Source organism: Streptomyces sp. NPDC047000, from assembly GCF_040644295.1.
Classification (GTDB): Bacteria; Actinomycetota; Actinomycetes; order Streptomycetales; family Streptomycetaceae; genus Streptomyces.
This window is the reverse complement of record NZ_JBEYWE010000017.1, coordinates 115,286-140,856: the sequence shown is the minus strand read 5'-3', so window position 1 is coordinate 140,856 and position 25,571 is coordinate 115,286. Positions and strand designations below refer to the sequence as shown.

The following is a 25,571-nucleotide window of genomic DNA, read 5'->3' as shown; positions in this document are numbered from 1 at the left end:
GTACGGGAGATCTACGGATACGACATGCGGAAGGGATGGAACGGGGGCGGGCGGTGGCGGGCGGGACGGCCTACGCCTGGAAGACGGTCACGCGCCGCTGTATCAGCCAGGTGCCGTCGACGTGCCGCAGCGTGTCCTCGTAGTGGCCGACGACCTGCGGCGCCCAGCCCGCCTCGCCCCGCAGGAAGAAGGCCACGTCGCTCTTGGCGGTCGCCTCGCCGGGCCCGGAGGAGGTGACGACGGTGTTGCCCACGAGGTGCAGCTGCGGCAGCTGGGGGGCCCACCCCTTGAAGGCCTCGCGCAGGCCGTCGTGCCCCCGCACCGGGTCCATGCCCGGCAGCTCCAGGATCCCGTCGGGTGCGTACAGCGCGACGATGTCGTCGGTACGGCCGGCGTCCTGAGCCTGGGTATGCGCACCGATCACGGCACGGACCCCGGCCGCGACCCACGCCGGTGTGGATCCACTCATTGCCTCTCCCACGGACAGTAGACGTTTCGACCAATCAGTCTATTGATCGGAGCGAGCAATATGAAGCCAAATTTCCAAGCCGTCGTACTAGTTGACCACTCGGTACATTAGAAATAGCATGCGGCCACGACCGTCGACGGGGACCGTCGCCCAAGGAGGCGTTTTATCGTGACGAAGCGTTGGAAGCAGCGGCCGCCGGGATCGACGTGGGGCGATTTCGGTGCGGACGACGAACTCGGCCGCATCAACCTGCTGACCGCCGAGAAGGTGCTCCAGGGCGTCCGCGAGGTGGAGCACGGGGTCACCTTCAGCCTGAGCCTGCCGCTGGACTACCCGGGCGGGACCGCGCTCAACCAGCGGCGTTACCCGCCGATCCTGAAGCCCACCGAGGACCTCGCCCACCAGCAGGACGTCTTCTACAACGTCGTCGCGCGCGACCAGATCGATCCCTCCCTGATCGACGTGTGGTCCGACGACGTGGTGACCCTCTGGCTGCAGTACTCGACCCAGTGGGACTCCCTGGCCCACCAGGGCGCCGAGTTCGACGCCGACGGCGACGGCGAGGCCGAGCCGGTCTACTACAACGGCTTCCGCCCCGGCACCGACCTGGTGGGGCCGCGGGAGGACGCCAAGGGCGACGGCAGCGGGAGCGTCAGCTTCGCCCGCCACCTCGGCCTGGAGAAGATGGCGGAGCACGGCGTCCAGGGCCGCGGTGTGCTCATCGACATCGCCCACCACCTGGGCACCGGCTACCAGGCCGTGAACCACCGGCAGCTCCAGGAGATCATGGCCGCGGACGACGTGACCGTGGAGCCCGGCGACATGGTGCTGCTGCACACCGGTTTCGCCACCCAGGTGCTCGCCTGGAACAAGGACCCGGACCCGGTGACGATCCACCGGACCGCCGCGTACCTCGACGCGGACGACCCGGACATCCTCCAGTGGATCGCCGACTCGCAGATGTCGGCGCTGATCTCCGACAACTACGCGGTCGAGGGGGTGGGGGTCACCCGGGCACAGGGCCGCCACACCCTGCTCCCGATCCACCACCTGTGCCTGTTCAAGCTGGGCGTCCCGCTCGGCGAGCTCTGGTACCTGCACGACCTGGCGGCGTGGCTGCGCGAGCACCGCCGCAGCCGCTTCCTGCTCACCGCTCCCCCGCTGAACCTGCCCGGCACCCAGGGCAGCCCGCTGACCCCGGTCGCGACCGTCTGATCCACGGCCACGACCGGACCGCCGCCGGCCCTCCCCTGTCCTGCCGACGAAGACGGGCCGGTGGCGGACACCACGCAGCGGACGCAGAGAAGCGCGCGTGACGAAGGGGTGCCCCCGGGACCGGATCCCGGGGGCACCCCTTCGTCACGTGCCGTGCGGTCCGCGGGTCACACCGCCGCGATCCGCCGCAGCGTGTCGGCGATGGTGTCGCGCGAGGGCAGCCAGAGCCGCTCCAGCGCCGGGGCGTAGGGGGCCGGCATCGGCGGCGGGGCGACCCGGGTGACGGGTGCGTCCAGGTGCCAGAAGCCCTCGTCGACGGCGAGCGCGGACAGTTCCGCGCCGATGCCGAAGTCCCGTACCGCCTCGTGGGCGATGACCAGGCGGTTGGTCTTCGCCAGAGAGGCGAGGACGGTCTCGCGGTCCAGCGGGGCGACCGTGCGCAGGTCGACCACCTCGACACTCACGCCCTCGGCGGCCAGCAGTTCCGCGGCCGCCAGGGAGTCCTGGACCATCCGCGACCAGGAGACCAGGGTGACGTCGGTACCTTCCCTGACGACCCTGGCCCGGCCCAGCGGGACGAGGTGGTCGGCCGGCGGCCTCGGCCCCTTGAAGCCGTACTGGAGGCGGTTCTCCACGAAGACCACCGGGTTGGGGTCCTGGACGGCGGCCCGCAGCAGGCCGTAGGTGTCGGCCGGGTCGGAGGGCATCACCACGGTGAGGCCGGGGATGTGCGCGAGCAGCGCCTCCAGGGACTGGGAGTGCTGGCTGCCGGAGGAGCGGCCCGCGCCGAACTGGGTGCGCACGACCAGGGGCATGCCCGCCCGGCCGCCGGTCATGAAGCGCAGTTTGGCGGCCTGGTTGAGCAGCATGTCCAGGCAGACGCCGATGAAGTCCATGTACATGATCTCGACGACCGGCTTCATGCCGGCCATCGCCGCCCCCACCGCCGCGCCGAGGATCGCGCTCTCGCTGATCGGGGTGTCGCGGACCCGGCCCGGGAAGGCCTGGGCCAGGCCCCGGGTGAGGCCGAACACGTTGCCGCCCGCGCCGACGTCGATGCCGGCGACGAACACGTCCGGGTCGGCGGTGAGTTCGTGTTCCAGGGCCAGGCGCACGGCGTCCATGGTGCGGAAGACCTCGCCCGCGGCGGGGGCGGGCTCGGGTACGGCCGGACGCGGGGCGGAGACGAAGTCGTACAGCGTCCCGGGGGCCGGCTCGGGCAGGCCGCGGGCCCACTCCACGGCCGCCTCGATCTCCTTGTCGATCTCCTCGTCGACGGCGTCCGCCAGCGCGGTCGCCACCCCGGCCGCCACCAGGTGCCGGCGGGCGATGAGCAGCGGATCGCGCTCCTTGGCCGCCGCGACCTCCTCGGCCGGGCGGTAGCGCTCGGGGTCGCCCTCGTAGTGCCCGTGCCAGCGGTAGGTCTCGGCCTCCACCAGGACCGGGCCGCCGCCCGTCCGCAGCCGGGCCACCACGTCCGTCATGAGGGTCTTCACCGCGAGCACGTCGTTGCCGTCGACGTGCTCGTAGCCGATGCCGTACCCGGCGGCACGGGCGGCGAGCGTGGCGCGGTGCTGTTCGGCGGCGGGCGAGAACTCGGAGTAGTGGTTGTTCTCGCAGAGGAAGACGACCGGCAGGTCCCATACGGCGGCCAGGTTGACGGCCTCGTGGAACATGCCCTGGGCGACCGCGCCGTCCCCGAAGAACGCCACCACCACGTCGCCGCGGCCGCGCAGCTTCGCGGCGGTGGCGACTCCCCCGGCGATCGGCAGTCCGGCGGCGACGATGCCGTTGGCGCCGTAGATGCCGATGCCGGGGTCCGCGATGTGCATCGAGCCGCCGCGGCCCCGGTTGGTGCCGGCGTCCTTGCCCATCAGCTCGGCCATCATCGGGGCGGCGTCCAGGCCCTTGGCGAGGACGTGGCCGTGGCCCCGGTGGGTGGAGGTGATGCCGTCACGGTCGGTGAGCGGCCAGCACGCGCCGACGGCGCTCGCCTCCTGCCCGATGGACAGGTGCAGGAAGCCGGGTATCTCCGTCGCCTTGTACAGCTCCGACGCCCGTTCCTCGAAGCGCCGGATGCGCCGCATACGGCGGTACATTTCCAGGAGGTCGTCCGCCGGAGCGGAGCCGGTGTGCTGCGGTGCCTGCGTCATGCGCGTCCTCGCAATGCTCACGCGGACGGCTGGGCCGTCCGTGTCCCGTGTTTTAATGTACCGTTTGGTCTAGCAAACTGGAACGATGCCCTGGAGTCCGCTTCCCCCGGATGTGCCGAAGGCTGTTCGACACGGGCCCGGGAGCCTGTTTCAATCGACACGTCGTCGCATCACGCGGGAGAGGAATCCATGCCACGTCCGCCGGGCCATGGACCGGGCTTCGAGGTCAGACGCCAGAAGATCATCGACATCGCGGCCTCGCTGTTCGCGCAGCAGGGGTACGCGGCGACCTCCATCAACGACCTGGGTCGCGCGGTCGGACTCGCCAAAGGAGCGCTGTACTACTACATCGGCTCCAAGGAGAACCTGCTGGTCGAGATCCAGTCGCGGGTGATGGGGCCGCTCCTCGCCCGCGCCCGCCAGATCGCGGACCTGGACGAGGAGCCCCTGCTGCGACTGCGGCTGCTGTCGGAATCGCTGCTGACGATCATCTTCCGGCGGCTCGACCACATCTGGGTCTACGAGCACGACTACCGTTCCCTCAGCGGCGACGAGCTCAAGACCCTGCTCGGACAGCGCTCCGACTTCGAGGAACTGATCTCCGGGCTGCTCTCGGAGGCCATGGCCCAGAACGTCTTCCGGCAGATCTCGCCGCGGCTGGCCACCCTGCAGTTCCTGAACCTGCACAACCACACCTACCAATGGGTGCGGCCGGAGGGGCAGTGGGACGCGCCGTTCCTGTCCCGCGAGTACTGCGCGACCCTGTTCCGCGGGTTCGGCGCGCCGGACCACGTCCTGCCGAGGGTCGAGGAGCAGGCCGAGGCGTTCAAGCGCGAGCGGCCCGCTCTGCCGCTCGACCCCGAGGCCGGCTGGGAGCAGGTCCCGGCCGCCGGCTGACGGACGGTCCCGCGGTGCACCGACACACACCGCGGGAACCCGCTCACGCCTCGGCGACCAGCGCCCTGGCGATGACATTGCGCTGGATCTCGCTGGTGCCCTCACCGATCTCCAGGATCTTGGCGTCGGCGTAGAAGCGGGAGATCTCCGACTCCCGGACATATCCGTACCCGCCGTGTATCTGGACGGCCTGGGAGGCGGCCCGGTTGGCGACCTCGGAGGCGTACAGCTTGGCCATGGCGGACGCGGTGCTGTGCGGACGCCCCTGGTCGGCGAGCCAGGCGGCCCGGTAGACCAGGCAGCGGGCGGCCTCCAGCTCGGTACCCATGTCGGCGATCTTGTGTCCGACGGCCTGGAAGTCCGACAGCGGACGGCCGAACTGGTGCCGCTCGGTGGCGTGCTTGACGGCCAGACCGAGCGCCGCCCTGGCCAGGGACAGGCCGAGTGCGGCGACGCTGATCCGGCCCTTGTCGAGGACGGAGAGGAACTGGCGCAGACCGCCGCCCTCCTCGCCGATCAGGTGGTCGTCGGGGACGAAGCAGCCGTCGAAGACCAGTTCCCGGGTGTCCATGGCGTGCCAGCCGAGCTTCTTCAGCTTGTGGCCGACGGTGTAGCCCGGGGTGCCGGTCGGGACGTAGAAGGTCGCGTAGCGCTTGCGTCCCCCCTCCTCCCGGCCGGTCACCGCGAGGAGGGTGACGCCCTGGCTGATGTCGGTACCGGCGTTGGTGATGAACATCTTGGTGCCGTCGATCACCCAGCCGCCGTCCACCCGGCGGGCGACGGTGGCGATGCCGGCCGCGTCGGAACCGGCCTCCGGCTCGGTCAGGCCGAAGGCGCCGATGGCCTCGCCGGCCGCCAGCGGGGCCAGCCAGCGGTGCTTCTGCTCCTCGGTGCCGTAGGCGAGCAGCGGCAGCGTGGCGATGGTCGAGTGGGCGTTCCAGGAGGAGGCCACCGACTGGTCGGCGGCGCCGAGTTCCTCCATCACGGCCACATAGGTGACCATGTCGGAGCCGGCGCCGCCGTACTCCTCGGGCACCAGCATGCCCATCAGGCCGAGTCCACCGAGCTTGGTGAAGACCTGGGTCGGGAACTCCTCGTTCTCCGACCACTGGGCCGCGTACGGTGCGATCTCCTTGGCCGCGAACTCACGGACCATCTCCTGGAGGGCGACGGTCTCCTCGGGCAGGTCGAAATCCATGTCGGTCATCCCTTCGGGGTCAGCAGAACCTTGAGGTGGCGGGCCCGGTCGGCGGCCAGGTCCGCGAAGACCCCGGCTCCCGCGGAGAGCGGGAAACGTCCGGTGACCAGCGCCGAGGCGTCCAGGCGCCCGGTGCTCATCAGGTCGATCACGCGGGGGATGTCGAAGGTGTAGCCGAGCGTGCCGAGCACGGAACGCTCGTGGAAGACGAGCTGGCCCAGGTCGAACTCGACGCTGCCGTGGCCGACCCCGGCGAGCACGACCCGGCCGCCGCGCCGGACGGTGGCGACGGCCTCGGCGGCGAGCCGGGGTACGCCGGTCGCGTCGATGACGGCCGCCGGGCCGATCCGGCCGGTACGCACGAACACCTCGCGGCGCACGTCGGTCTCCGCCGGGTCGAAGGTCTCGGTGACGCCGAGGCCGAGCAGCTTCTCCCGGCGCTCCTTGAGCGGTTCGCTCACATAGAGGCCGGCCGCACCGGCGATCCGGGCCGCGAGGACGACGGCGACACCGATGGGTCCGCCGCCGACGACCAGGACGTGGTCGCCGGGCCGTACCCCGGCGCGGGACACCGCGTGCAGGCCGACGGCCAGCGGTTCGGCGACCGCCGCCATCTCGTCGGTGACGTTGTCGGGCAGCCGGGTCAGCCCGGCGATCGGCACGGTGACGCGGTCGGCGAAGCCGCCGGGCGACGCGAGGCCGACGGAGCCGCTGCTGGGGCAGATGTGGTACTCGCCGCGCGCGCACCAGAAACACACACCGCAGCGCCAGACCGGGTCGGCGGTGACGCGGTCACCGACCGCGATGCCGGGCACTTCGGTGCCGAGGGCGACGACGGTGCCGCTCAGTTCGTGGCCGAGGGCGAGGGGCGGCTCGGCGCCGGTGAACGGGTGCGGGCCGGTGCGGATCATGTGCGGGCCTTCGAGGAACTCGTGCAGGTCGGTGCCGCACACCCCGCACCAGGAGACCTCCACCACCGCCTCGTGCGGACGGGGCTCGGGAGGGTCGGGGACCTCTTCGAGGCGGAGGTCCCGCGCGCCGTGCCAGCGCAGTGCCTTCATGGTGGGCACCCCTTTCGTGTCGTAAGCGCTTCGCTGCCGGCGCCGCCAGGTGTCGTCGTTCGGTTGCGGCGCCGTCGTGGCTGGTCACGCGGTTCCCGGCGCCCCTTCGGGACGCTCCCCGAAGCGGGCCCGCCCCGGGCCGTGCTCCAGGAAGGACCGGATGCCGGTTGCCGCGTCGGCCGTACCGAAGACGCCGGTGAACAGGGCGCGTTCGAGGCTGAGGCCGGTGGCGAGGCCGGTGTCGGCGCCGTGGTCCACGGCCTCCTTGATCGCCTCCAGGGCCGCGGCCGGCCCCTCGGCGAGGCGGCGGGCGTAGTCGAGCGCGGAGTCGAGGACACGGGCGGCCGGGACCACCTCGTCCACGAGGCCGAGACGCAGCGCCTCGTCGGCGCCCACCCGGCGGCCGGTCATCAGCAGGTTCTTCGCGCGGGACGGGCCGATCAGCCGGGTGAGCCGCTGGGTGCCGCCGGAGCCCGGCATGATGCCGAGCTGTACCTCGGGCTGGCCGAGCAGCGCGTCGCCGGCCGCCACCCGGTAATCGGCGGCGAGGGCCAGCTCGAGGCCTCCGCCGAGGGCGTAGCCGGTGACGGCCGCGACGACCGGCATCGGCAGCCGCGCCACTTCGTCGAAGGTCCGCTGCAGGGCGCGGTTCCAGCCCCGCACCTCCTCCGGCCCCATCGCGGCCAGTGCTTTCACGTCCGCCCCGGCCGCGAACAGCCGTGTGCCGCCGTAGAGCACCACGGCCCGTACGCCGGGGGCCTCGGCGAGCTCTCGGACGCAGGCGGAGAGCTCGGCCCGCTGGGCGGAGTCGAAGGCGTTCATCGGCGGGTTGTCCAGGCGGACCGTGACGACCGGTCCGCCTGGATCGAAGCGGATGCGTGGCACAGGCACCTCCTCGTCGGCTGCCGCACCTCCGGCCGGTTCCGGCACCGGTGGGCGCGGGAGCGCTTGTCGAGGCCTTCGTGCCGTCGTACAGTGCGGAAACAAGTTTTATAGACCAAGAGGTACACTAAATCTTCGGTGCGGGCAACCGACCGGTCGGGACCCGGGTCGCCCTGGAGCCGGGGCGGCAGCGGTCGTCGTCGAACACCACACAGTGAGAGTGAGCCGTGCACAATTTCGCGAGCATCCTCGACTACCACCTGACCCAGCGGCCCGACGCCGTGATGGTCGCGCAGGAGGATCGGCACCTGACTGTTCGTCAACTGCACCTACGTGTCGTCCGGCTGGCCGCCGGCCTGACCGAACTCGGCATCCGGCGCGGCGACGTCGTCGCCCTGCTCCTCTACAACAGGCCGGAGTTCCTGGAACTGGTCTACGCGGCGAGCCGGATCGGTGCCGTGCTCCTCCCGCTCAACTACCGGCTCTCCGAGGAGGAGTGGCAGTACATCCTGGGCCACTCCCGGGCCAGGGCCGTCATCACCGAGCCGGAGTTCGCCCCGGCGATGGAGCGCAGCGCGGGCCTCCTGACCGATCTGGAGCACCGGATCCTGGTCGGCGGCGCACCGACCGCGTCCTGGACCGGCTACGAGGCGATGCTCGCCGCCCACAAGGGCGCCCGGGTGGAGCCGGTGGACGTCGGGACGGAGGACCTGCACCGCCTGATGTACACCTCCGGCACCACCTCACGGCCCAAGGGCGTGCGCATCACCTACGGGAACCTCCAGGCGAAGAACCTCGCGCACATCGTCCACTTCGGGCTCACCGCGGCCGACACCACCCTGGTGTGCGGCCCGCTCTATCACGTGGGCGGCCTCGACATGCCCGGCCTCGCGACCCTCTACGCGGGCGGCGCCGTGGTGCTCCAGCGCAGGTTCGACCCGGTGGGCGTGCTGGAGGCGATCGGGCGGCACCGCGTCACCAACCTGTGGCTGGCGCCCGCCATGGTCAACCAGGTGCTGGAGGTCCCCGGCCGGGACGGCTACGACACCACCTCGGTCCGCTTCGTCCTGGGCGGCGGCGAGAAGACACCGGAGCCGGTGCTGCGCCGCATCATGACCGCGTTCCCCAACGCCTGGTACGCGGATGCCTACGGTCTGACCGAGACCGTCTCCGGCGACACCTTCCTCGACCGGGAGCACGCCCTGACCAAGCTGGGCTCGGTCGGCCGCCCGGTGCCGCACACCCGGGTCAGGATCGTCGACGACGAGGGCCGGGAGGTGCGGGCGGGCGAGCTGGGCGAGATCACCCTGCACGGCCCGAAGGTCTTCGCCGGCTACTGGCGCGACGAGAAGGCGACGGCCACCGCGCTCAGGGACGGCTGGTTCCACACCGGCGACATCGGCCACCTCGACGAGGACGGCTACCTCTACATCGACGACCGCAAGAAGGACATGATCGTCTCTGGCGGCGAGAACATCGCCACCCCCGAGGTGGAACGGGTGCTCTACGAACACCCCGCCGTGCTGGAGGCCGCCGTGGTCGGCCTGACCCACCCCCGCTGGGGCGAGGTGCCGCGCGCCTTCGTGGTGGTGCGGCCGGGAGCGGCGGCCGGGGCCGAGGAGCTGCGGGAGTTCTGCCGCACCCGGCTGGCCCGCTTCAAGGTGCCGGCCCGCTTCGACTTCGTCGACGTGCTGCCCCGCACCCCGTCCGGCAAGGTCCTCAAGCGGACCCTTCGCAAGCTGCCCGCGGAGGGCTGAGCCATGACCGACGTGAACACCGAACTGCGCCTGGACGGCCGGACGGCATGGGTGACGGGGGCGGGGAAGGGACTGGGCCGGGCGATCGCGGTCGCCCTCTCCCAGGCCGGCGCCACCGTCGCCGTGACCGCACGCACCGCCGCAGACCTCGAAAGCCTCGCGGCCGAACTCGCAGGCCACGGCGGCAAGGTGCTGGCTCTGCCCGGCTCGGTCGCCGACTCCGCCGTGGTGCGCGAGACGGCCGAGCGCATCACGGATACGACCGGCCGGCTGGACGCGCTGGTCAACTGCGCGGGGATCAGCCCGCACTTCACCCGCAGCGAGCAGGTCACCGACCAGGACTGGCAGCAGGTCCTCGACGTCAACCTGCAGGGCACGTTCTACTGCTGCCGCGAGGCGGGCAAGGCGATGCTGGCCCAGCGCTCGGGATCGATCGTGAACGTCTCGTCCGTGCACGCCAGTACCGGCTTCGAGAGGATCGCCGCCTACGCCGCCAGCAAGGGCGGGGTCGAGGCGCTGACCCGGACGCTGGCCGTGGAGTGGGCCGACCGCGGGGTGCGGGTCAACTCCCTGGCCCCCGGCTACTTCCACACCGATCTCAGCTCCGGGCTGCTGGACAGCCGCTGGGGCGAACGGATCGTCGGCGGCACCCCGCTCGGCCGGGTCGGCGACGCCGGGGAACTGGGCGGCGCCGCGGTCTTCCTCGCCTCGGACGCCTCCCGCTTCGTCACGGGCACGACCCTCACGGTGGACGGCGGCTGGACCGCCTGGTGACCCGGCCGCACCCTTCCGCCCCGCAGCCGTGGGCCCGGGGCGGAAGGAGGTGCTCCGCGGACCGGACCGACGGGGACGGCCGGTTCCCCTACCCCACCAGCACGTCCTGGCGGTCCGGCAGCGGGGTCCCGACCAGGTCCTCCGAGACGGCCTGGACCACGTTGACCACCAGCGGGGCCACCAGTTCGAGCGCGGTGCCGTCGTCACCGACCACCGATATCGCCGCGACCGGGCCCTCGGGCCCCCGCAGCGCGAGGCCGACGCACCCGATGTGCGGGAAGCACTCCCCCCGTTCGATCGCCAGGCCGTTGCGGCGGCGGACCAGGCCGAGTTCGCGGTGCAGCTGGTCGAGGCGGTCGATGCTCTGCGGGGTACGGGGCTCCATCACCTGCGCGCACCGGGCCTCGACCTCCTCCGCGGGCAGCCAGGCGAGCAGGGCCTTGCCCAGCCCGGTGCAGTGCGCGACCGCCCGGCCGCCGACCTTCGAGGGGATGTCGAAGGCGGCCCGGCCGCCGACCTTGTCCAGGTAGTAGATCTCCGGCCCGTCGAGCACGGCCAGGTGGACGACCATCCTGGTCCGCACGGCCAGTTCCAGCAGATGCGGCGCGGCGGCCGCCCGCAGCGCGCTGTGGTCGATCTCCCGGCCGCCCAGGCCGAGGGCGCGGGCCCCCAGCGTGTATCCGGCCGCCGTGTGGCGCAGCCAGTCCAGGCGGACCAGCTGGTCGAGTATGCGGTGTGTCGTCGAGCGCGGGAGCTGGGTCCGACGGGAGATCGCTTCGAGCGTCAGACGGGTCTGCGGACGTTCGAAGAGATCCATGATGAGCGTCACGCGCTCCATCATCGACGGAGGCAGCACGGGGCCGCCGGCCTGGATGGTACGTGCGCTCGGGCGAAGGGCAGACGTCATCGTCGGTGCCTCTCTGCTCAAACTGAAATCAATTCTAGTTCGGCGCCGACGCCAAAATACCAACGGCCTCGGCTGCGGAGATAGAGGCGTGCACCGATTCATTAGATCGATTGGTCTATTATTCGTGGAGGGGCACCCGCGGACATCAAAAAGGTACCGCTCCCGGAAGGGCCCCGGGAGCGGTACGTCCGGCCGGGGTCAGCCGCGGGTGGTGAGGTCCAGGGCGATGTCCACGATCATGTCCTCCTGGCCGCCGACGAGTCCGCGGCGACCGACCTCCTCCAGGATGGTCCGCGCGTCGAGTCCGTAGCGTTCCGCCGCGGTCTCGGCGTGCCGCAGGAAGCTGGAATAGGCACCGGCGTAACCGAGGGTGAGGGTCTCCCGGTCCACGCGCACCGGCCGGTCCTGCAGGGGCCGTACGAGATCCTCGGCGGCGTCCTGGAGGGCGTGCAGGTCGCACTCGTGCTTCCAGCCGTGCAGGGTGGCGACGGCGACGAACGGCTCGATCGGGCAGTTGCCGGCGCCCGCGCCCTGTCCGGCGAGGGACGCGTCGACGCGGGTCACCCCCTCCTCCACGGCGACCACGGAGTTGGCGACCGAGAGGGAGAGGTTCTCGTGCGCGTGGATGCCGATCTGGGTCTCCGGGCCGAGCACGTCCCGGTAGGCGCGGATGCGGTCGCGTACGCCGTCCATGGTCAGCCGGCCGCCGGAGTCGGTGACGTACACGCAGTGCGCGCCGTAGGACTCCATCAGCCGGGCCTGCGCGGCCAGTTCGGCGGGTTCGGCCATGTGGGCCATCATCAGGAACCCGGAGACGTCCATGCCGAGTTCGCGGGCGGTGGCGATGTGCTGGGCGGCGACGTCGGCCTCGGTGCAGTGGGTGGCGATGCGCACCGAGCGGACCCCCAGGGCGTAGGCGCGCCTGAGTTCGGCGACGGTGCCGATGCCGGGCAGCAGCAGGGAAGTGAGGACCGCGCGGTCGACGGCGTCCGCGGCGGCCTCGATCCACTCCCAGTCGGTGTGGCTGCCGGGCCCGTAGTTGAGGCTGCCGCCGGCCAGTCCGTCGCCGTGGGCGACCTCGATGGCGTCCACGCCCGCCCGGTCCAGGGCGGCGGAGATCTTCGACACGAACTCGGGCGTGATGCGGTGCCGGACGGCGTGCATGCCGTCCCGGAGGGTGACGTCCTGCACGTAGAGCCTGCGGGTCACTCGGCCACCTCGGAGGTCGGACGGAGGGCGATGCGCTCGGCGACCCGCAGGGCGGCCGAGGTCATGATGTCGAGATTGCCGGCGTAGGCGGGCAGGTAGTGGGCGGCGCCCTCGACCTCGAGGAAGACCGTGACCCTGGTGGTCGGCCGCTCGCCGACGTCCTTCGGCAGCAGGGTGTGCACCGGGTCCGCGTCGGCCACCGGGGTGAACTGGACCTGCTGCTTGAGCCGGTAGCCGGGCACGTACTCGGCCACCGCGGCCACCGTCTCCTCGACGGAGGCGCGGACCGCGTCCTGGTCGGCGTCGCCGGTCAGGCAGTACACCGTGTCCCGCATGATCAGCGGCGGTTCGGCCGGGTTGAGCACGATGATCGCCTTGCCGCGCCGGGCGCCGCCGACCTTCTCGATGGCGCCGGCCGTGGTCTCGGTGAACTCGTCGATGTTGGCCCGGGTGCCGGGACCGGCCGACCGGGAGGAGATCGAGGCGACGATCTCGGCGTAGGGCACGGGGGTGACGCGGCTGACCGCGTGGACGATCGGGATGGTCGCCTGGCCGCCGCAGGTCACCAGGTTGAGGTTTTCGACGTCGCCCGCGAGGTGCTCGTCCAGGTTGACCGTCGGCACCACGTACGGCCCGAGGGCCGCCGGGGTGAGGTCCACCAGGCGCTTGCCGTACGGGGCGAGCTTTCTGGCGTTCTCGACGTGGGCCTTGGCCGAGGTGGCGTCGAAGACGATGCCGATCTCGTCGAAGCCGGCCATGCGGATCAGGCCGTCCACGCCCTCGTGGGTGACGGGCACCTTCAGGCGGGCGGCGCGGGCGAGGCCGTCGGACTCCGGGTCGATGCCGGCCATGGCGGCCATCTCCAGGGTGTCGGACAGGCGCAGTATCTTGATCATCAGGTCGGTGCCGATGTTGCCGGAGCCGATCACGGCCACCTTGGTCTTCGTCATCCTTCTTGGTCCTTGGGTGAGAAGGTCGCGGTCACCGAACCGAGGCCGCCGGTCATCTCGGCTTCTACGGTGATTCCGGGCGGGGTGGGGACGAGCGGGCCGAGGGCGCCGGAGAGCACCACCTGCCCGGCGCGCAGCGGGTCGCCGAACTCACGGGCGGTGCGCGCCAGCCACAGCAGGGCGGCGAGCGGGTCGCCCAGGCAGGCGGTGCCGTCGCCCTCGGAGACGGGCACACCGTCGGCGTACATCCGCATGGCCACGTCCCGGGGCTCGAACTCGTCGATGCCGACGGCCTGTCGCCCGAGCACGAAGAGGCCGCTCGAGGCGTTGTCGGCGACCGTGTCGGAGATCGCGATGTCCCAGCCGGCCACCCGGCTGTCCACGATCTCCAGCGCGGCCACGGCGTGCCCGACCGCCGAGCGGACCCGAGCCAGGTCGAGGTCGTCGGTGTCCAGGTCGGCGGCGAGGACGAAGGCGATCTCCGCCTCGGCCCTGGGCTGCAGCAGCCGGCCGCTGGGGACGGCCGGCAGGGCGGAGACGTCCATGTCGTCCAGCAGGACGCCGAAGTCGGGCCGGTCGACGCCCACCTGGCGCTGCACGGCCTCGGACGTCAGGCCGATCTTGCGGCCGACGACGCGTGCTCCGGCGGCGATCCGGTCGCCGACGACACGGCGCTGGACGGCGTACGCGAGGCCGATGTCGGCCGGTCCGAGCAGGTCCCGGACCGGCGCACAGGGCCGGTGGTCCCTCGCCGCCCGGGCGAGGCGCGCGGCCGCCTCCGCCACGGCTGTCCCGGGGTCCGCGACCGCCGTCGGTTCCCACACGTCTGTCATCGCCGTCCTCACCTCGTGCCGGCCTTCAGCCTGTGCCGCGGGCCGAGGGGCCGCCGGGTACTTTCCGCTCACCGGGACTGCCGGCCGGCCGCCGGGGCCGGGTCAGGAGCCGGTGGCGGCGGCCCTGGGCCGGGGCCGGCCCGGGGCAGGTGGGGGTCTCGCTGAGCGAGATGGCGCGGGAACGACCCCGCGCTGTCTCCTTACCGTCGTCCACGGGGCTGCCGGGCGGCGAGGGCGGCATGCCCCCTGGCTCCTTGCCTTCGCGGGCCCCGTGTCGCCTTCTCCCCCACCCACAGGTTCGGCACCCATCAGGAGGTTCGGATGAGCATCAACGAAGATGCCTACGACGTGATCGTCGTGGGGTCGGGCGGAGGTCTGGTCGGGGCGTACGTGGCGGCCGCGCGCGGCCTGCGCACTCTGGTGATCGAGAAGTCCTCTCTCGTGGGCGGCACGATGGCCTACTCGGGCGCGGGACTGTGGTTCCCCGGTTCCGCGCCGCTGCGCCGCGCCGGACTCGGTGACGATGTCGAGGCGTGCCGGGCGTACCTGCGCGAGATCGTCGGCGATCCCTCCCGCGAGGCGCTCCAGGACGCGTATCTGGAGGCCGGGGCCGGGTTGATCGACGAGCTGGAGCGCAGCCCCTGGTTCCCTCCTTTCGTGCACGGGCCCGTCCCGGACTACTTCGGGGACATCGAGGGCGCCTCGCCCACCGGGCACACGGTCTTCCCGATTCCGCTGGAGATCGCCGAGCTCGGGGAGAACGCCGAGATCCTGCGGCGCTCGCTGCCCACCGAGCGGTGGGACTTCGACGAGGGCCCGGTGGTCTCCGGCGGCCGCGCGCTGGCCGGCCGGGCCCTGGCGGCGTTCCTGGAGACCGGCAACGGCACGGTCAGGCTGAACACCCGGCTGGAGAGCCTGGTCGTCGAGGACGGCCGGGTCGTCGGCGTCGAGGCCGCCGGCGAGGGCGGCCCGGTCCGGTTCCGGGCCGAACGCGGCGTCCTCCTGGCGGCCGGCGGCTTCGAGCACGACCGCGAACTGCGCGAGAAGCACCAGGCGCCGCTGACCGGCGCATGGTCCAACGGCGTGCCGACGAACACGGGCGACGCGCTGCGGGCCGGCCTCGCGGTCGGCGCGGACGTGGACCTGCTCGACGAGGCGTGGTTCGTGGCCGGGCTGATCCAGCCCGACGGCCGGCCGATCTTCCACACCGGCACCCGGGGCGGCATCTGGGTGAACGGCGCGGGTGAGCGCTTCGTCAACGAGACCCGGCCCTACGACCAGGTCGGGCACGAGATCATGCGCCTGCACAACGCGTCGGACGTCAGCCACATACCGGCCCACTGGATCTTCGACCAGCGGCAGTTGGACCGCGACAGCTTCGGCGGGCCGCCGGACGAGCCGCTGCGCCCGGAGTGGCTGGAGTCGGGTGCGCTGCGCAAGGCGGACACCCTGGAGGAGCTGGCGCGGCTGATCGGCGTGCCGTTCGACCGGCTGAGCCGGACGGTCGCCGAGTTCAACGGCTGTGCGCGGACCGGCGTCGACGAGCGGTTCCACCGCGGCGAGTCGGTGTGGGACCGGATGTTCCACCACATCGTCCCCTTCGCTGCCGACCCCCGGCAGAACTTCCCGGCGAAGCCGGAGACCGAGTTCCCGAACCCGCTGCTGACACCGATCGAGAAGGCCCCGTTCTACGCGGCGACGATCGTGCCGTCCGACATCGGCACCAAGGGCGGCCTGCGGACGGACAAGGACGCGCGCGTGCTGCGGCCGGACGGGCGGCCGATCCCCGGCCTGTACGCGAGCGGCAACACGACGGCCGCGATGTCCGGGCGGGTCTACCCGGGCGCCGGCACCCCGATCGGTTCCAGCATCGCCTTCGCCTACCGTGCGGTCCTGGACATCGTCGGGGCGGACGGCTGAGCCCGGCGGGGCGTCCGACCGGGCGCGGCAGGCGGAGGTGCCCGGGACAGGTGCGGTGTCCCGGGCGCTTCCGTCTGCTCAGGCGGGGACGATCAGCCGTGCGGCCAGGCGCAGGTCGGCGGCTCCCTGCTCGGGGGAGATCTCCTCGGTCAGCACGGCGACGAACAGCCCCCACCAGCCGTAGACGAGGAGCCGCGCCCGGCTGCGGCAGGTGTCCGCGTCCGCGCGTCCCGCGAGCAGCCGCACGAGCCGTTGCCCCAGCGACCGTTCGACGATGTCGATCCGGGTCGGGACGCCGGTGGCGTACTCGGTGAAGGAGGACACCGCCACCGCCGAGGCCAGCAGACGGCTGTCCAGCAGCTTCCCGGTGAGCGCGATGAGGGTGTCGGCCACCTCGGTCGCGGGGTCCGCGGTCCGGGTGGCCGGCGGTTCGCTGCCGTGGTCCCCGAGGAACTGCCCGATGTGCCATTCGAGGACCGACAGGAACAGGTACGGCTTGGACGGGAAGTAGCGGTACAGGGTGGCGATCGCGACCCCGGCCTCCTTGGCCACCTCGTGCATCTGTACGCTCGCCAGCCCCTCACGGGCGCCGAGTTCGGAGGCGGCGCGCAGGATCCGGACCTGCCGTGCCGCCTGCCTGCCGGACATCGGTGCGGCGGGGCACCCTGCCTCCACGGGTCTTGCCACGTCCTCGTCCTCCCTCTGTCCCCGTGTCCGCGCTGTCGCCGACCGCCTGCGCGGCCAGGCCATCTCAGTCGGCCTCCGGGCGGGTCAGGAAGGCCAGTACGGCGCTCTCCCAGGCATCCTTCTGCTCGATCATCGCCCAGTGTCCGCAGTCGGGCAGCACGTGCAGTTCCGCCTTGGGGATGGTCCGCATCGGCAGCAGCGCGCTCTCCAGCGGGGTGACCCGGTCGTCCCGGCCCCAGGTCAGCAGGGTGGGCGCGGTGATCTTGTGGAGCATGGCCCAGATCGGCTGGTCGGACTGCGACTGGGCGGCCTGCATCGCGGCCATCGCCTGCCGGCCGTAGATCCGGCGGGACGCCTCCAGGGTCTCCGGTTCGGTGGCGGTCGCCCAGCGCTCCTCGATCAGCTCGTCGGTGAGCAGGGCCGGGTCGTGGACCATCGACCGCAGCCACTGGACGAGGTGGTCGCGTGTGGGGTTCTCGGCGAACTCGACCAGCAGGTTGAGCCCCTCGCTGGGTCCCGGGGAGAGAAGGTTGCGGCCCACCCCGCCGATGGTCACGATCCGGCGGAACAGGTCCTTGTGGGCCACCGCGAGCCCCACGGCGACGTACCCGCCCATGGAGTTGCCGATGACGTCGACGCGGTCGAGACCGAGGCCTTCGAGGAAGCGCAGCACGGCCTTGGGAGCGGCCGCCATCGGGTTCTCGGCGGTCGGGTCGCTCACCCCGAAGCCGGGGAACTCCAGCGCCAGGCAGCGGAAGTGCCGGGCGAACACGGGCAGGTTGCCGCGGAAGTTGCGCCAGCCGGTGACGCCCGGACCGGAGCCGTGCAGCAGCAGCAACGGCGGCCCGTCGCCGACCTCGTGATAGCGCAGCACGCCGTCGTCGGTGGTCAGTTCGCGCAGGGTGTCCTCGTGGCTGAGTGTCATGGCGGTCACCGTGGCACCGGCCCGGCGGCCGTCGCCGTACGCCTCCCGATCAGTGGGACGGTCCCGGCGGCGGGCGTGCCGGGCCTTCTACCGTCGCGGACGTAACGAGTACCGGGGGCCCGACGGGCCGTCCCGGACCTGACCGAATGTGAGGGGAGGGCCTGATGGGTGTTCGCTCACTCGGGTACCTGCGTCTGGAGTCCGACGACCTCGACAGATGGAAGGCGTTCGGCGCCGACTTCCTCGGCCTGATGCCCGTCGAGAGCGGCTCCGGGTCGCTCGCCTTCCGGATGGACGACCATCCGTCCCGGATCGTGGTCTCGCCGGGTGCCCGGCCCACGATGACGGCGCTGGGATTCGAGGTCCTCGACGAGCGGGAGCTGACACGGCTGGCCGCGGACGTCGAGAAGGCCGGCATCAAGGTGACGGCGGGCACCGAGGCCGAGGCGGCGGAACGGAAGGTGACCGGCTTCGTCAAGTTCGACGACCCGGGCGGCAACCCGGTCGAGCTGTTCTACGGCAGGACCCTCGACCATGTGCCCGTGCAGACCCCGCTGGTGTCCGGGTTCGTCACCGAGGACATGGGCTTCGGCCACGCCATCGTCTCCGCGGAGGACGCCCGGGGCACGTTCGACTTCTACGTCGGCGTCCTCGGCTTCGTCGAGCGGAACACGATGCGCTCGCCGGGCGGCACGACCTGGTTCATGGGCTGCAACCCGCGCCACCACACCCTCGGTGTGACACCGATGCCGGGACCGGGCCGGCTGCTGCACTTCATGGTGGAGGCGGCGACCCTGGACGACGTCGGCCGGGCCCTCGACCGGGCCGGCAGGTACGAGGTACCGATGATGCACTCGCTCGGCAGGCACACCAACGACCACATGGTGTCGTTCTACGTCTGGTCGCCGGAGAACTACGCCGTCGAGTTCGGCTGGAACGGCCTGAAGGTGCCGGAGCCGGTCCCGGTGTACGAGATCACGGACGGCGCGTTCTGGGGCCACCACTTCACCCCGCCGCCGCAGCCGGCCGGCTGAACGGACGTGGAGTACGGGGAGAGCCCCACGGTCCCAGGGCCGTGGGGCTCGGTCGTGCGCCGGCGGACGCGGGTCGGGGGACGCCGGTACCGGGGTACCGGGGACGTCCTGGCCGGTCGGCGCGTGCTCAGCGGACGGTGACGGCCCGTTCCGGGCAGGCCGCCTCACCGTCGCGGGCGTCCTGCTCCAGGTCCTCCGGGACGTCCTCGTCGAGCGGCAGCGCATAGCCGTCGTCGTCGAGGCGGAAGAGCCGCGGTGCCGCGGCCGCGCACCGCGCGTGGCCCGAGCACGACGCCGAGTCGATGGTGACCCTCATGCAACCCACTCCGTTCTACGGCTTGTTGGTCGACCCCGCGTCGACGGTGAACTGCAGCCCGGTGACGTACCGTGCCTCGTCCGAGGCGAGGAAGAGGACGGCGTTCGAGACGTCCCGGGGCTCGACGTACGGAGCCAGGGGGTTCATCGCGGCGAGCGCGAACAGCGGCTCCCGCGCGGCGAGTTCCTCGACCGGGACACCGACGGTGATGCCCGTGTCGCTGACTCCGGTGGGGTGGACGGTGTTCACCCGGATCCGGTGCGGGGCGAGTTCGTTGGACAGGGCCTTCATCAGGCCCACGACGCCGTGCTTGGCGGCCACGTAGTGCGCGTAGGGCACATGGCCGCGGATCCCGGCGGCGGAGCTGGTGATGACGATCGAGCCGCCCCGGCCCGCCTCGATCAGCCAGGGGATCGCGGCCCGCGCCGTGTTCCAGGCACCCTTGAGGTTGACGTCCACGACGACGTCCCAGACGTCCTCGGTCAGCTCCCAGGCGGCGCCGGAGCTCATGACGCCGGCGTTGGCGACGACCGTGTCGAGCCGCCCGAACTCGGTGTGGGCGGCGTCGACCGCGGCCCGCATCTCGGCGATCGAGCGGACGTCGGCCTGTACGGCGACGCACCGCCGGCCCGTCGCCCGGACCAGCTCGGCCGTCTCCTCCAGCTGCTCCTCGGTCCCGAGCGGGTACGGCAGTCCGTCGCCGATGTCGTGGCAGACGTCGGTGACGACGATGTCCGCGCCCTCCTCGGCCAGCCGCACGGCGTGCGACCGGCCCTGTCCGCGGGCCGCTCCGGTGATGAGCGCGGCCTTGCCGTCCACGCGTCCCACGGCCACCTCAGTCGCCCTTCGGCTGCCGGCCCAGGTCCTCGGCGGCCTCGCGCAGGGCACGCAGCCGGGACCGCAGGAGTTCCCGCTCGGCCCGCTCGGCCTCGGTGCCGGATGCGGCCCCGGTTGCGCCGAGTCCGGCGAGGCGTACGTCCGTGTCGGCGATCTCGGCGAGGAGCCGCCCGTGGGCCTCCTCGCGGGTGAGCAGGTCCAGGTCGGTCCAGTCGGGCCGCTCGGACTCGGGCCGGCGGGTGCTCATGCGGGGAGGTTGTAGAGCCGGCGGGTGTTCAACTCCACGATCTTGTGCACCTCTTCGTCGGGTACGTCGGCCAGCACCTCGGCCGCGTAGGCGCGGGACCTGGGCCAGTAGGAGTCGGAGTGCGGGTAGTCGCACTCCCAGGTGATCCGGTCGACTCCGACGTGGTGGCGGGCCTCCACGCCGAACCGGTCGTCGATGAAGCAGCCGTGGAAGTGCCGCCGGAACAGCTCCGAGGGCCGCACGCTCTGGTCGACGTTCTGGTAGAAGCGGTGCCGCTCCCAGGTGCCGTCGGCGCGTTCCAGGAGGTAGGGGATCCAGCCGATGCCGCCCTCGGACAGGCCGATCTTCAGCTGGGGATGCCTGTGCAGCACCGGGGAGAAGAGCAGGTCGGCGGTGGCGAACATGGCGTTGCAGCCGAAGAGGGTGATCGTCACCGCGAAGGGCGCCTCCTCGGCGGTCCTCGGAGGCCTGCCCGAGGTGCCGAAGTGCAGGCACACGGGCAGGCCGGTCTCCTCGGCCGCCGAGAACATGGGGTCCCAGTGGTCGGTGTGGAAGGAGGGCAGGCCGCGCGGAGCGGGGTTCTCCGGGAAGGAGATCGCCTTCGCCCCCTTGGCGGCGGTGCGGTGGATCTCGGCGACGCAGGCGTCGACGTCCCACATCGGCATGATGACCAGCGGGACGAGCCGGCCCGGTGCGGTGGCGCACCACTCGTCGAGGACGAAGTCGTTCCACGCCCGCACGCAGAGCAGGGCCAGCTCGCGGTCGTCGCCGTCGAGGAAGACGTGTCCGGAGAACCCGGGGAAGGACGGGAAGCACAGGGCGCCCCACACGCCGTCCAGGTCCATGTCGCGGATCCTGGCCTTGGGGTCGTAGCAGCCCGGGATCATCTCGTCGTAGCGGGTGGGTTCGAGGCCGAACTCCTCGGGCCGCTTGCCGGCGACGGCGTTCAGGCCGATGTAGGGGTAGATCCGGTTCTCGTAGACCCAGACCTCGGCGGGTGCCCGTCCCTCGCCTCGCGACTGCTCCACGATGCGCGGCCCGGCCTCCCGGTACCTGGCCGGCAGCCGGTCGGACCACAGGTGCGGGGGTTCGATCAGGTGGTCGTCGGTCGACAGCAACTTCATCCACGGCTGCAACGGCATCGCGTGCTCCCTCGGTCTCGGGGACTCTCTAGCACCGGACGCATTGTGTGCACTCAACATGTCCCACTGAACGGGAAGGTTCGAACACCTCCCGCGTGATCAGGCGATCATCAGGGAACGCCCGGCTCCCGGCATCGCCATTCAGGCTACTCTTTTATGTAAGGGAAGGAGACCCCATGGGTCGAGTGCAGGACAAGGTCGTCTTCATCACCGGGGCCGCGCGCGGACAGGGACGCGCCCATGCGGTCCGGCTCGCCGCGGAGGGCGCCGACATCGTCGCCGTGGACCTGTGCGGGGACATCGCGACCAACGGCTACCCCCTGGCCTCCGAGGCGGACCTGGACGAGACCGTGCGGGAGGTGGAGAAGCTCGGTCGGCGGGTGGTCGCCCGCAAGGCGGACGTCCGGGACCCGGCCGCACTGAAGGCGGCGGTCGCCGAGGGGGTGGCCGGGCTGGGGCGGCTCGACGCCGTGGTCGCCCAGGCCGGGATCGCACCGCTGGGGCCGCGGACCGCCCAGGCCTTCCTGGACGCCGTCACCGTCGACTTCAACGGGGTGGTGCACGCCGTCGAGGCGGCGCTGCCCCATCTGCCCGACGGGGCCTCGATCGTCGCGACCGGGTCCATCGCGGCGCTGACACCGGCGTCCGTCGACAACCCGGCCAACGGACCAGGCGGCCTGGGCTACTCCTTCGCCAAGCGCCAGGTGGCCGCGTTCGTGCACGACCTGGCGACGGTCCTGCTGGCCCGCCGGATCCGGGTCAACGCGGTGCATCCCACGAACGTCGACACCGACATGCTCAACAACGACCTCATGTACCGGTCGTTCCGGCCCGACCTGGAGAACCCGACCCGCGAGGACGCGCTGTCCTCCTTCCCCGCGACGACGGGTTTCGGCATCCCCTACGTCGAGGCGAAGGACGTCTCCGACATGGTGCTGTTCCTGGTCTCGGACGAGTCGAGGTACGTCACCGGCATGCAGATGCGCGTGGACGCCGGCGGCTACGTCAGGCGGCGCCCGCAGCTGCCGGCGTTCTGACGGTCAGGCACGCATGCCGATGACCACCTTGCCGGTGGTGCGCCGCTCGGCCACGTCGGTCAGCGCGGACGCCACGTCGGCGAGGGGGTGGACGCGGGAGACGAGCGGGCGCATCCCGTCCCGGACCATCCGGGCCAGCGCCCGGTCGCCCGCGGCCACCGCCTCCGGGGCGTACCGGCGCAGCATCCGGATCTCGAAGCCCCGGACCACCGCGGCCTTGAGCAGCACCAGGTTGAGCGGGATCCGCGGGATCTTCCCGTCCGCGTAGCCGACGGTGACGAACCGGCCGCCCCGGCGCAGCGCGCGCAGGGCGGCCTCCGCATGGTCGCCGCCCACCGGGTCGACGACCAGGTGGGCCCCCTGACCGCCGGTCAGCTCGCGGATGCGGGTCTTCAGGTCCTCCCGGACGTAGTCGACGCCGCCCGCGGCGCCCAGTTCCCGGGCGACGAGCAGCCGCTGCGGACCGGAGGCGGCCGCCACGACGCGCAGGCCGAGCCGGGTGGCGACGTCGACGGTCGCGGAGCCGACGCCGCCCGCGGCCCCCAGCACCACCGCCCACTCCCCCGCCGTGCCCTGCCCGACGGTGGTCAGGGCGTGGTAGGCGGTCGCGTAGGTGACGTGGAACGCGGCGGCGTGGACCATGTCGAGGCCCTCGGGAACCGGCCGCAGGCCCGCCGCCGGCACCACGACCTGCTCGGCGAAGGCGCCCGTGAGCACCGCTCCGGCGACCGCCGAGCCGACCGCGGGACCGGAGACGCCCGGCCCGAGCGCGGCCACCACTCCGGCGAACTCGCTGCCCGGGGTGAACGGCAGCGGTGCGGGCACCTGGTACCGGTTCGCGACCAGCAGCACGTCCGGGTGGTTGACCGCGGCGGCGTGCACCCGGACCAGGACCTCACCCGGTCCGGGTACGGGGTCGTCCAGTTCGACGACGTCCAGGTCCGCCGGAGGGCCGTAGCGGGTGCAGCGCGCCGCTCTCATGGTGTTCTCCCGGTGGCCGGCATCGCCGGGTCCCGGGGCAGCCCCAGGACCTGTTCGGCGATGGTGTTGCGCTGGATCTCGGCGGTGCCCGCGCCGATGGTCGAGGCCCGGGTGCGCAGGAAGCCCCAGACCCAGCGCCCGCGCTGGACGGCGTGCGGGTCGCGGCGGCCCAGCATCCCGTACGGTCCGAGCAGTTCCAGGGCGAACTCGTGCAGTTCCTGTTCGAACGTCACGATGAACAGCCGGGAGGTCGAGGAGGCCGGGCCGGGCTCGCCGTTCGCCATGATGTCGGCGATGGTCCGCATCCCGGTGAGCCGCATGATCGTCACCCGGATCTCGAAGTCGGCGAGCCGGTCGCGCACCAGCGGGTCGGCGGTCGCCCCGCGTTCGTGTGCCAGCTCGATCAGCTCGTCGAGGACGCGCCGGTACAGGGCGGCCTGGTTCATCGCCCCCGCGGCGCGTTCGTGGCCGAGACTGGTACGGACCAGCGGCCAGCCGCCGTTCTCCGCGCCGATCCGGTCGGCGACCGGGACCCGGACGTCGTCGAGGAAGATCTCGCAGAAGTGCGCGTCCCCGGTGAGGTCCCGCAGCGGGCGCACGGTCACGCCGGGGGCGTGGGCGTCGATCAGCAGGTAACTGATGCCGTCCTGACGGGAGTCGGGAGGCCCGGTGCGCACCAGGGTGAAGAGGACGTCGGCGATGTCGGCCGAGCTGTTCCACACCTTCTGGCCGTTGACGACGTACACGGCGGCCGGGTCGTCGGGGCCGCCGCCCTCGCGGCGGGCGGTGGTCCGCAGTGCGGGGAGGTCCGAGCCCGCCTCCGGTTCGGAGTACCCCTGCGCCCAGACCGTGTCGCCGCGCAGCATGGGGCGCAGGAAGCGGTTCTTCTGCTCGGGCGTGGCGTACCGGATGAGAGTGGGCGCGGCGATGCCGGGTCCGGTGCCGAGCGGGCCGGGGACCCGGGCGCGCGCGTACTCCTCCTGGTAGACGACCTGACGGGCGAACGGGAGGTCCATGCCGCCGTGTTCGCGCGGCCAGCTCGGGCCCGCGTATCCGGCGTCGTACAGGGTGGCCAGCCATCGCTTCTGCCACGCCAGGCGTTCGGCGGGGTCCTTGGGGCGACGGCCGGGGTGACGGGCCGTCAGGAATGCGCGGAGGCGGGTGCGGAATTGCTCGTCGGTCTCGGCCGCGGTCGTCGCAGCGGTCATCGCGGGGCCATGCGGAGGGCGCCGTCGAGGCGGACGGTCTGGCCGTTGAGGTAGGGGTTCTCCAGCATCTCGACGGCGAGGCGGGCGAAGTCGTCGGGGGCGCCGAGGCGTCTGGGGTGCGGGACGGAGGCGGCGAGGCCGTCGCGGATGTCCTCGCGGAGCCGGCCGAGCATGGGGGTGTCCATGATGCCGGGGGCGATGGTGTTCACCCGGATCCCCCAGCCGGCCAGGTCACGGGCGGCGACCAGGGTCATGCCGTGCACGCCGGCCTTGGCCGCGGCGTAGGAGGTCTGGCCGATCTGGCCGTCGAACGCGGCGACCGAGGCGGTCAGGACGACGGCCCCGCGGTCGCCGTCCACCATCTCGTTGCCGGAGAGGCGGGCGGCGGCCAGGCGCAGCACGTTGTAGGTGCCGATCAGGTTGACCCGTATCACCTCGGTGAACGTGGCGAGTTGTCCGGGCGTGCGCTCGCGGTCGATGATCCGGGTGCGGTCGCCGCCGCGCCCGGCGCAGTGCACGACGAAGCGCAGCGGACCGAGTTCCTGCGCGGTGTCGAGGGCGGCGTTCACCGCGGCCTCGTCGGTGACGTCGGCGCCGACGAAGCGGGCGGCCTCACCGAGGTCGGCGACCGCCTTGGCGCCCTGTTCCGCGGAGATGTCGGCCAGGACGACCTTGCCGCCGCGGTCGGTGATCCGGCGCGCGGTGGCCAGTCCGAGGCCGGAGGCGCCGCCGGTGACCAGTGCCGTGGATCCGTCGATGTTCACTCGAGTCTCCTCTACAGGCCCAGGGACTTGCTGATGTCGGTCTCCGGTCGTTCTCACCCTCTATTCAGTGTACGCAATTGACGTCTACCAGCACAGCGAAAAGCTCGGAACAGCAAGAAGCCGTCCGGAGCCGGGTAATCAGTGTCAGTAAATCGGCGGCATCCGGTG

Annotated in this window: 25 protein-coding genes; 7 read left to right on the top strand and 18 right to left on the bottom strand. The window is 72.0% G+C overall.

From position 1 onward, the window contains the following. Positions 1-70: 70 nt before the first annotated feature. A complete protein-coding gene (locus ABZ862_RS25090; protein WP_360961962.1) occupies positions 71-469 on the bottom strand; it encodes a nuclear transport factor 2 family protein in 399 nt (132 codons plus the stop codon). A gap of 168 nt (positions 470-637) precedes the next feature. Between ABZ862_RS25090 and ABZ862_RS25085 the strand changes: the two genes are divergently transcribed. After that, positions 638-1,684 (top strand): cyclase family protein, encoded by a 1,047-nt coding sequence (locus tag ABZ862_RS25085; protein WP_360961959.1) that lies wholly within the window; start codon positions 638-640, stop codon positions 1,682-1,684. Between the two features lie 167 nt (positions 1,685-1,851). Here the strand turns inward: ABZ862_RS25085 and ABZ862_RS25080 are convergent, their stop codons facing one another. Beyond that, the gene (locus ABZ862_RS25080; RefSeq protein ID WP_360961956.1) at positions 1,852-3,837 is read right to left on the bottom strand and encodes a pyruvate dehydrogenase complex E1 component subunit beta; all 1,986 of its coding nucleotides are present in this window, start codon (positions 3,835-3,837) and stop codon (positions 1,852-1,854) included. Positions 3,838-4,026: 189 nt separating this feature from the next. On the opposite strand from ABZ862_RS25080, the gene ABZ862_RS25075 reads away from it, so the two are divergent. Beyond that, complete coding sequence (locus tag ABZ862_RS25075) at positions 4,027-4,734, top strand: TetR/AcrR family transcriptional regulator (protein ID WP_360961953.1); 708 nt, start codon at positions 4,027-4,029, stop codon at positions 4,732-4,734. 43 nt (positions 4,735-4,777) lie between these two features. Here the strand turns inward: ABZ862_RS25075 and ABZ862_RS25070 are convergent, their stop codons facing one another. The 3 genes from ABZ862_RS25070 to ABZ862_RS25060 form a co-directional block, all read right to left on the bottom strand. Then, entirely contained in the window at positions 4,778-5,941 is a 1,164-nt protein-coding gene (locus ABZ862_RS25070) for an acyl-CoA dehydrogenase family protein (protein ID WP_360961950.1), read from the bottom strand. Beyond that, positions 5,938-6,993, bottom strand: a complete 1,056-nt coding sequence (locus tag ABZ862_RS25065) for an alcohol dehydrogenase catalytic domain-containing protein (RefSeq protein WP_360961948.1) — start codon at positions 6,991-6,993, stop codon at positions 5,938-5,940. Before ABZ862_RS25065 ends, ABZ862_RS25070 begins: the two co-directional genes overlap by 4 nt. 84 nt (positions 6,994-7,077) lie before the next feature. Further along, on the bottom strand, positions 7,078-7,878 hold the full coding sequence (locus ABZ862_RS25060; RefSeq protein ID WP_360961945.1) for an enoyl-CoA hydratase-related protein: 801 nt from the start codon (positions 7,876-7,878) through the stop codon (positions 7,078-7,080). Between the two features lie 224 nt (positions 7,879-8,102). On the opposite strand from ABZ862_RS25060, the gene ABZ862_RS25055 reads away from it, so the two are divergent. Further along, positions 8,103-9,632, top strand: coding sequence for a long-chain fatty acid--CoA ligase (locus tag ABZ862_RS25055; RefSeq protein ID WP_360961942.1), 1,530 nt, complete (start codon positions 8,103-8,105; stop codon positions 9,630-9,632). Between the two features lie 3 nt (positions 9,633-9,635). Further along, entirely contained in the window at positions 9,636-10,406 is a 771-nt protein-coding gene (locus ABZ862_RS25050; RefSeq protein ID WP_360961939.1) for a 3-oxoacyl-ACP reductase family protein, read from the top strand. 88 nt (positions 10,407-10,494) lie between these two features. Here ABZ862_RS25050 and ABZ862_RS25045 read toward each other — a convergent pair whose 3' ends face one another. The 4 genes from ABZ862_RS25045 to ABZ862_RS25030 form a co-directional block, all read right to left on the bottom strand. Next, positions 10,495-11,244 carry an IclR family transcriptional regulator gene (locus ABZ862_RS25045; RefSeq protein ID WP_360962051.1) on the bottom strand — a complete coding sequence of 250 codons (750 nt, stop codon included), beginning with the start codon at positions 11,242-11,244 and terminating at the stop codon, positions 10,495-10,497. Between the two features lie 267 nt (positions 11,245-11,511). Beyond that, on the bottom strand, positions 11,512-12,522 hold the full coding sequence (gene dmpG, locus ABZ862_RS25040; protein WP_360961937.1) for a 4-hydroxy-2-oxovalerate aldolase: 1,011 nt from the start codon (positions 12,520-12,522) through the stop codon (positions 11,512-11,514). After that, positions 12,519-13,472, bottom strand: a complete 954-nt coding sequence (locus ABZ862_RS25035; RefSeq protein WP_360961934.1) for an acetaldehyde dehydrogenase (acetylating) — start codon at positions 13,470-13,472, stop codon at positions 12,519-12,521. Before ABZ862_RS25035 ends, dmpG begins: the two co-directional genes overlap by 4 nt. Continuing rightward, a complete protein-coding gene (locus ABZ862_RS25030; protein ID WP_360961931.1) occupies positions 13,469-14,305 on the bottom strand; it encodes a fumarylacetoacetate hydrolase family protein in 837 nt (278 codons plus the stop codon). The genes ABZ862_RS25035 and ABZ862_RS25030 overlap by 4 nt, the downstream gene beginning before the upstream one ends. Positions 14,306-14,626: 321 nt before the next feature. Here ABZ862_RS25030 and ABZ862_RS25025 point away from each other — a divergent pair, with 321 nt between their 5' ends. Further along, positions 14,627-16,225: an FAD-binding protein gene (locus ABZ862_RS25025; RefSeq protein ID WP_360961928.1), complete on the top strand. Its 1,599-nt coding sequence runs from the start codon at positions 14,627-14,629 to the stop codon at positions 16,223-16,225. Positions 16,226-16,303: 78 nt separating this feature from the next. Here the strand turns inward: ABZ862_RS25025 and ABZ862_RS25020 are convergent, their stop codons facing one another. Together ABZ862_RS25020 and ABZ862_RS25015 are read right to left on the bottom strand one after the other, a co-directional pair. After that, entirely contained in the window at positions 16,304-16,912 is a 609-nt protein-coding gene (locus ABZ862_RS25020) for a TetR/AcrR family transcriptional regulator (protein ID WP_360961925.1), read from the bottom strand. Between the two features lie 64 nt (positions 16,913-16,976). Continuing rightward, entirely contained in the window at positions 16,977-17,837 is an 861-nt protein-coding gene (locus tag ABZ862_RS25015) for an alpha/beta fold hydrolase (RefSeq protein WP_360961922.1), read from the bottom strand. A 164-nt stretch (positions 17,838-18,001) separates the two neighbouring features. On the opposite strand from ABZ862_RS25015, the gene ABZ862_RS25010 reads away from it, so the two are divergent. Further along, on the top strand, positions 18,002-18,871 hold the full coding sequence (locus ABZ862_RS25010) for a VOC family protein (protein WP_360961919.1): 870 nt from the start codon (positions 18,002-18,004) through the stop codon (positions 18,869-18,871). A 127-nt stretch (positions 18,872-18,998) separates the two neighbouring features. Here ABZ862_RS25010 and ABZ862_RS25005 read toward each other — a convergent pair whose 3' ends face one another. The 4 genes from ABZ862_RS25005 to ABZ862_RS24990 are packed head-to-tail and all read right to left on the bottom strand — an operon-like array spanning position 18,999 to position 21,413. Then, positions 18,999-19,187, bottom strand: coding sequence for a ferredoxin (locus tag ABZ862_RS25005; protein ID WP_360961916.1), 189 nt, complete (start codon positions 19,185-19,187; stop codon positions 18,999-19,001). Between the two features lie 15 nt (positions 19,188-19,202). After that, a complete protein-coding gene (locus ABZ862_RS25000; RefSeq protein WP_360961913.1) occupies positions 19,203-20,015 on the bottom strand; it encodes a mycofactocin-coupled SDR family oxidoreductase in 813 nt (270 codons plus the stop codon). Between the two features lie 7 nt (positions 20,016-20,022). Next, positions 20,023-20,271: a hypothetical protein gene (locus ABZ862_RS24995; RefSeq protein WP_360961910.1), complete on the bottom strand. Its 249-nt coding sequence runs from the start codon at positions 20,269-20,271 to the stop codon at positions 20,023-20,025. Beyond that, a complete protein-coding gene (locus tag ABZ862_RS24990; protein ID WP_360961907.1) occupies positions 20,268-21,413 on the bottom strand; it encodes an amidohydrolase family protein in 1,146 nt (381 codons plus the stop codon). Before ABZ862_RS24990 ends, ABZ862_RS24995 begins: the two co-directional genes overlap by 4 nt. 176 nt (positions 21,414-21,589) lie before the next feature. On the opposite strand from ABZ862_RS24990, the gene ABZ862_RS24985 reads away from it, so the two are divergent. Beyond that, entirely contained in the window at positions 21,590-22,450 is an 861-nt protein-coding gene (locus tag ABZ862_RS24985) for a mycofactocin-coupled SDR family oxidoreductase (RefSeq protein ID WP_360961904.1), read from the top strand. Between the two features lie 3 nt (positions 22,451-22,453). Here ABZ862_RS24985 and ABZ862_RS24980 read toward each other — a convergent pair whose 3' ends face one another. Genes ABZ862_RS24980 through ABZ862_RS24970 form a run of 3 tightly spaced genes read right to left on the bottom strand, consistent with a single transcriptional unit; the run spans position 22,454 to position 25,403 of the window. Then, positions 22,454-23,431 (bottom strand): NADPH:quinone oxidoreductase family protein, encoded by a 978-nt coding sequence (locus ABZ862_RS24980; RefSeq protein ID WP_360961901.1) that lies wholly within the window; start codon positions 23,429-23,431, stop codon positions 22,454-22,456. Then, positions 23,428-24,639 (bottom strand): acyl-CoA dehydrogenase family protein, encoded by a 1,212-nt coding sequence (locus tag ABZ862_RS24975; protein WP_360961898.1) that lies wholly within the window; start codon positions 24,637-24,639, stop codon positions 23,428-23,430. The genes ABZ862_RS24980 and ABZ862_RS24975 overlap by 4 nt, the downstream gene beginning before the upstream one ends. Beyond that, complete coding sequence (locus tag ABZ862_RS24970) at positions 24,636-25,403, bottom strand: SDR family NAD(P)-dependent oxidoreductase (RefSeq protein WP_360961895.1); 768 nt, start codon at positions 25,401-25,403, stop codon at positions 24,636-24,638. The genes ABZ862_RS24975 and ABZ862_RS24970 overlap by 4 nt, the downstream gene beginning before the upstream one ends. Positions 25,404-25,571 lie beyond the last annotated feature (168 nt).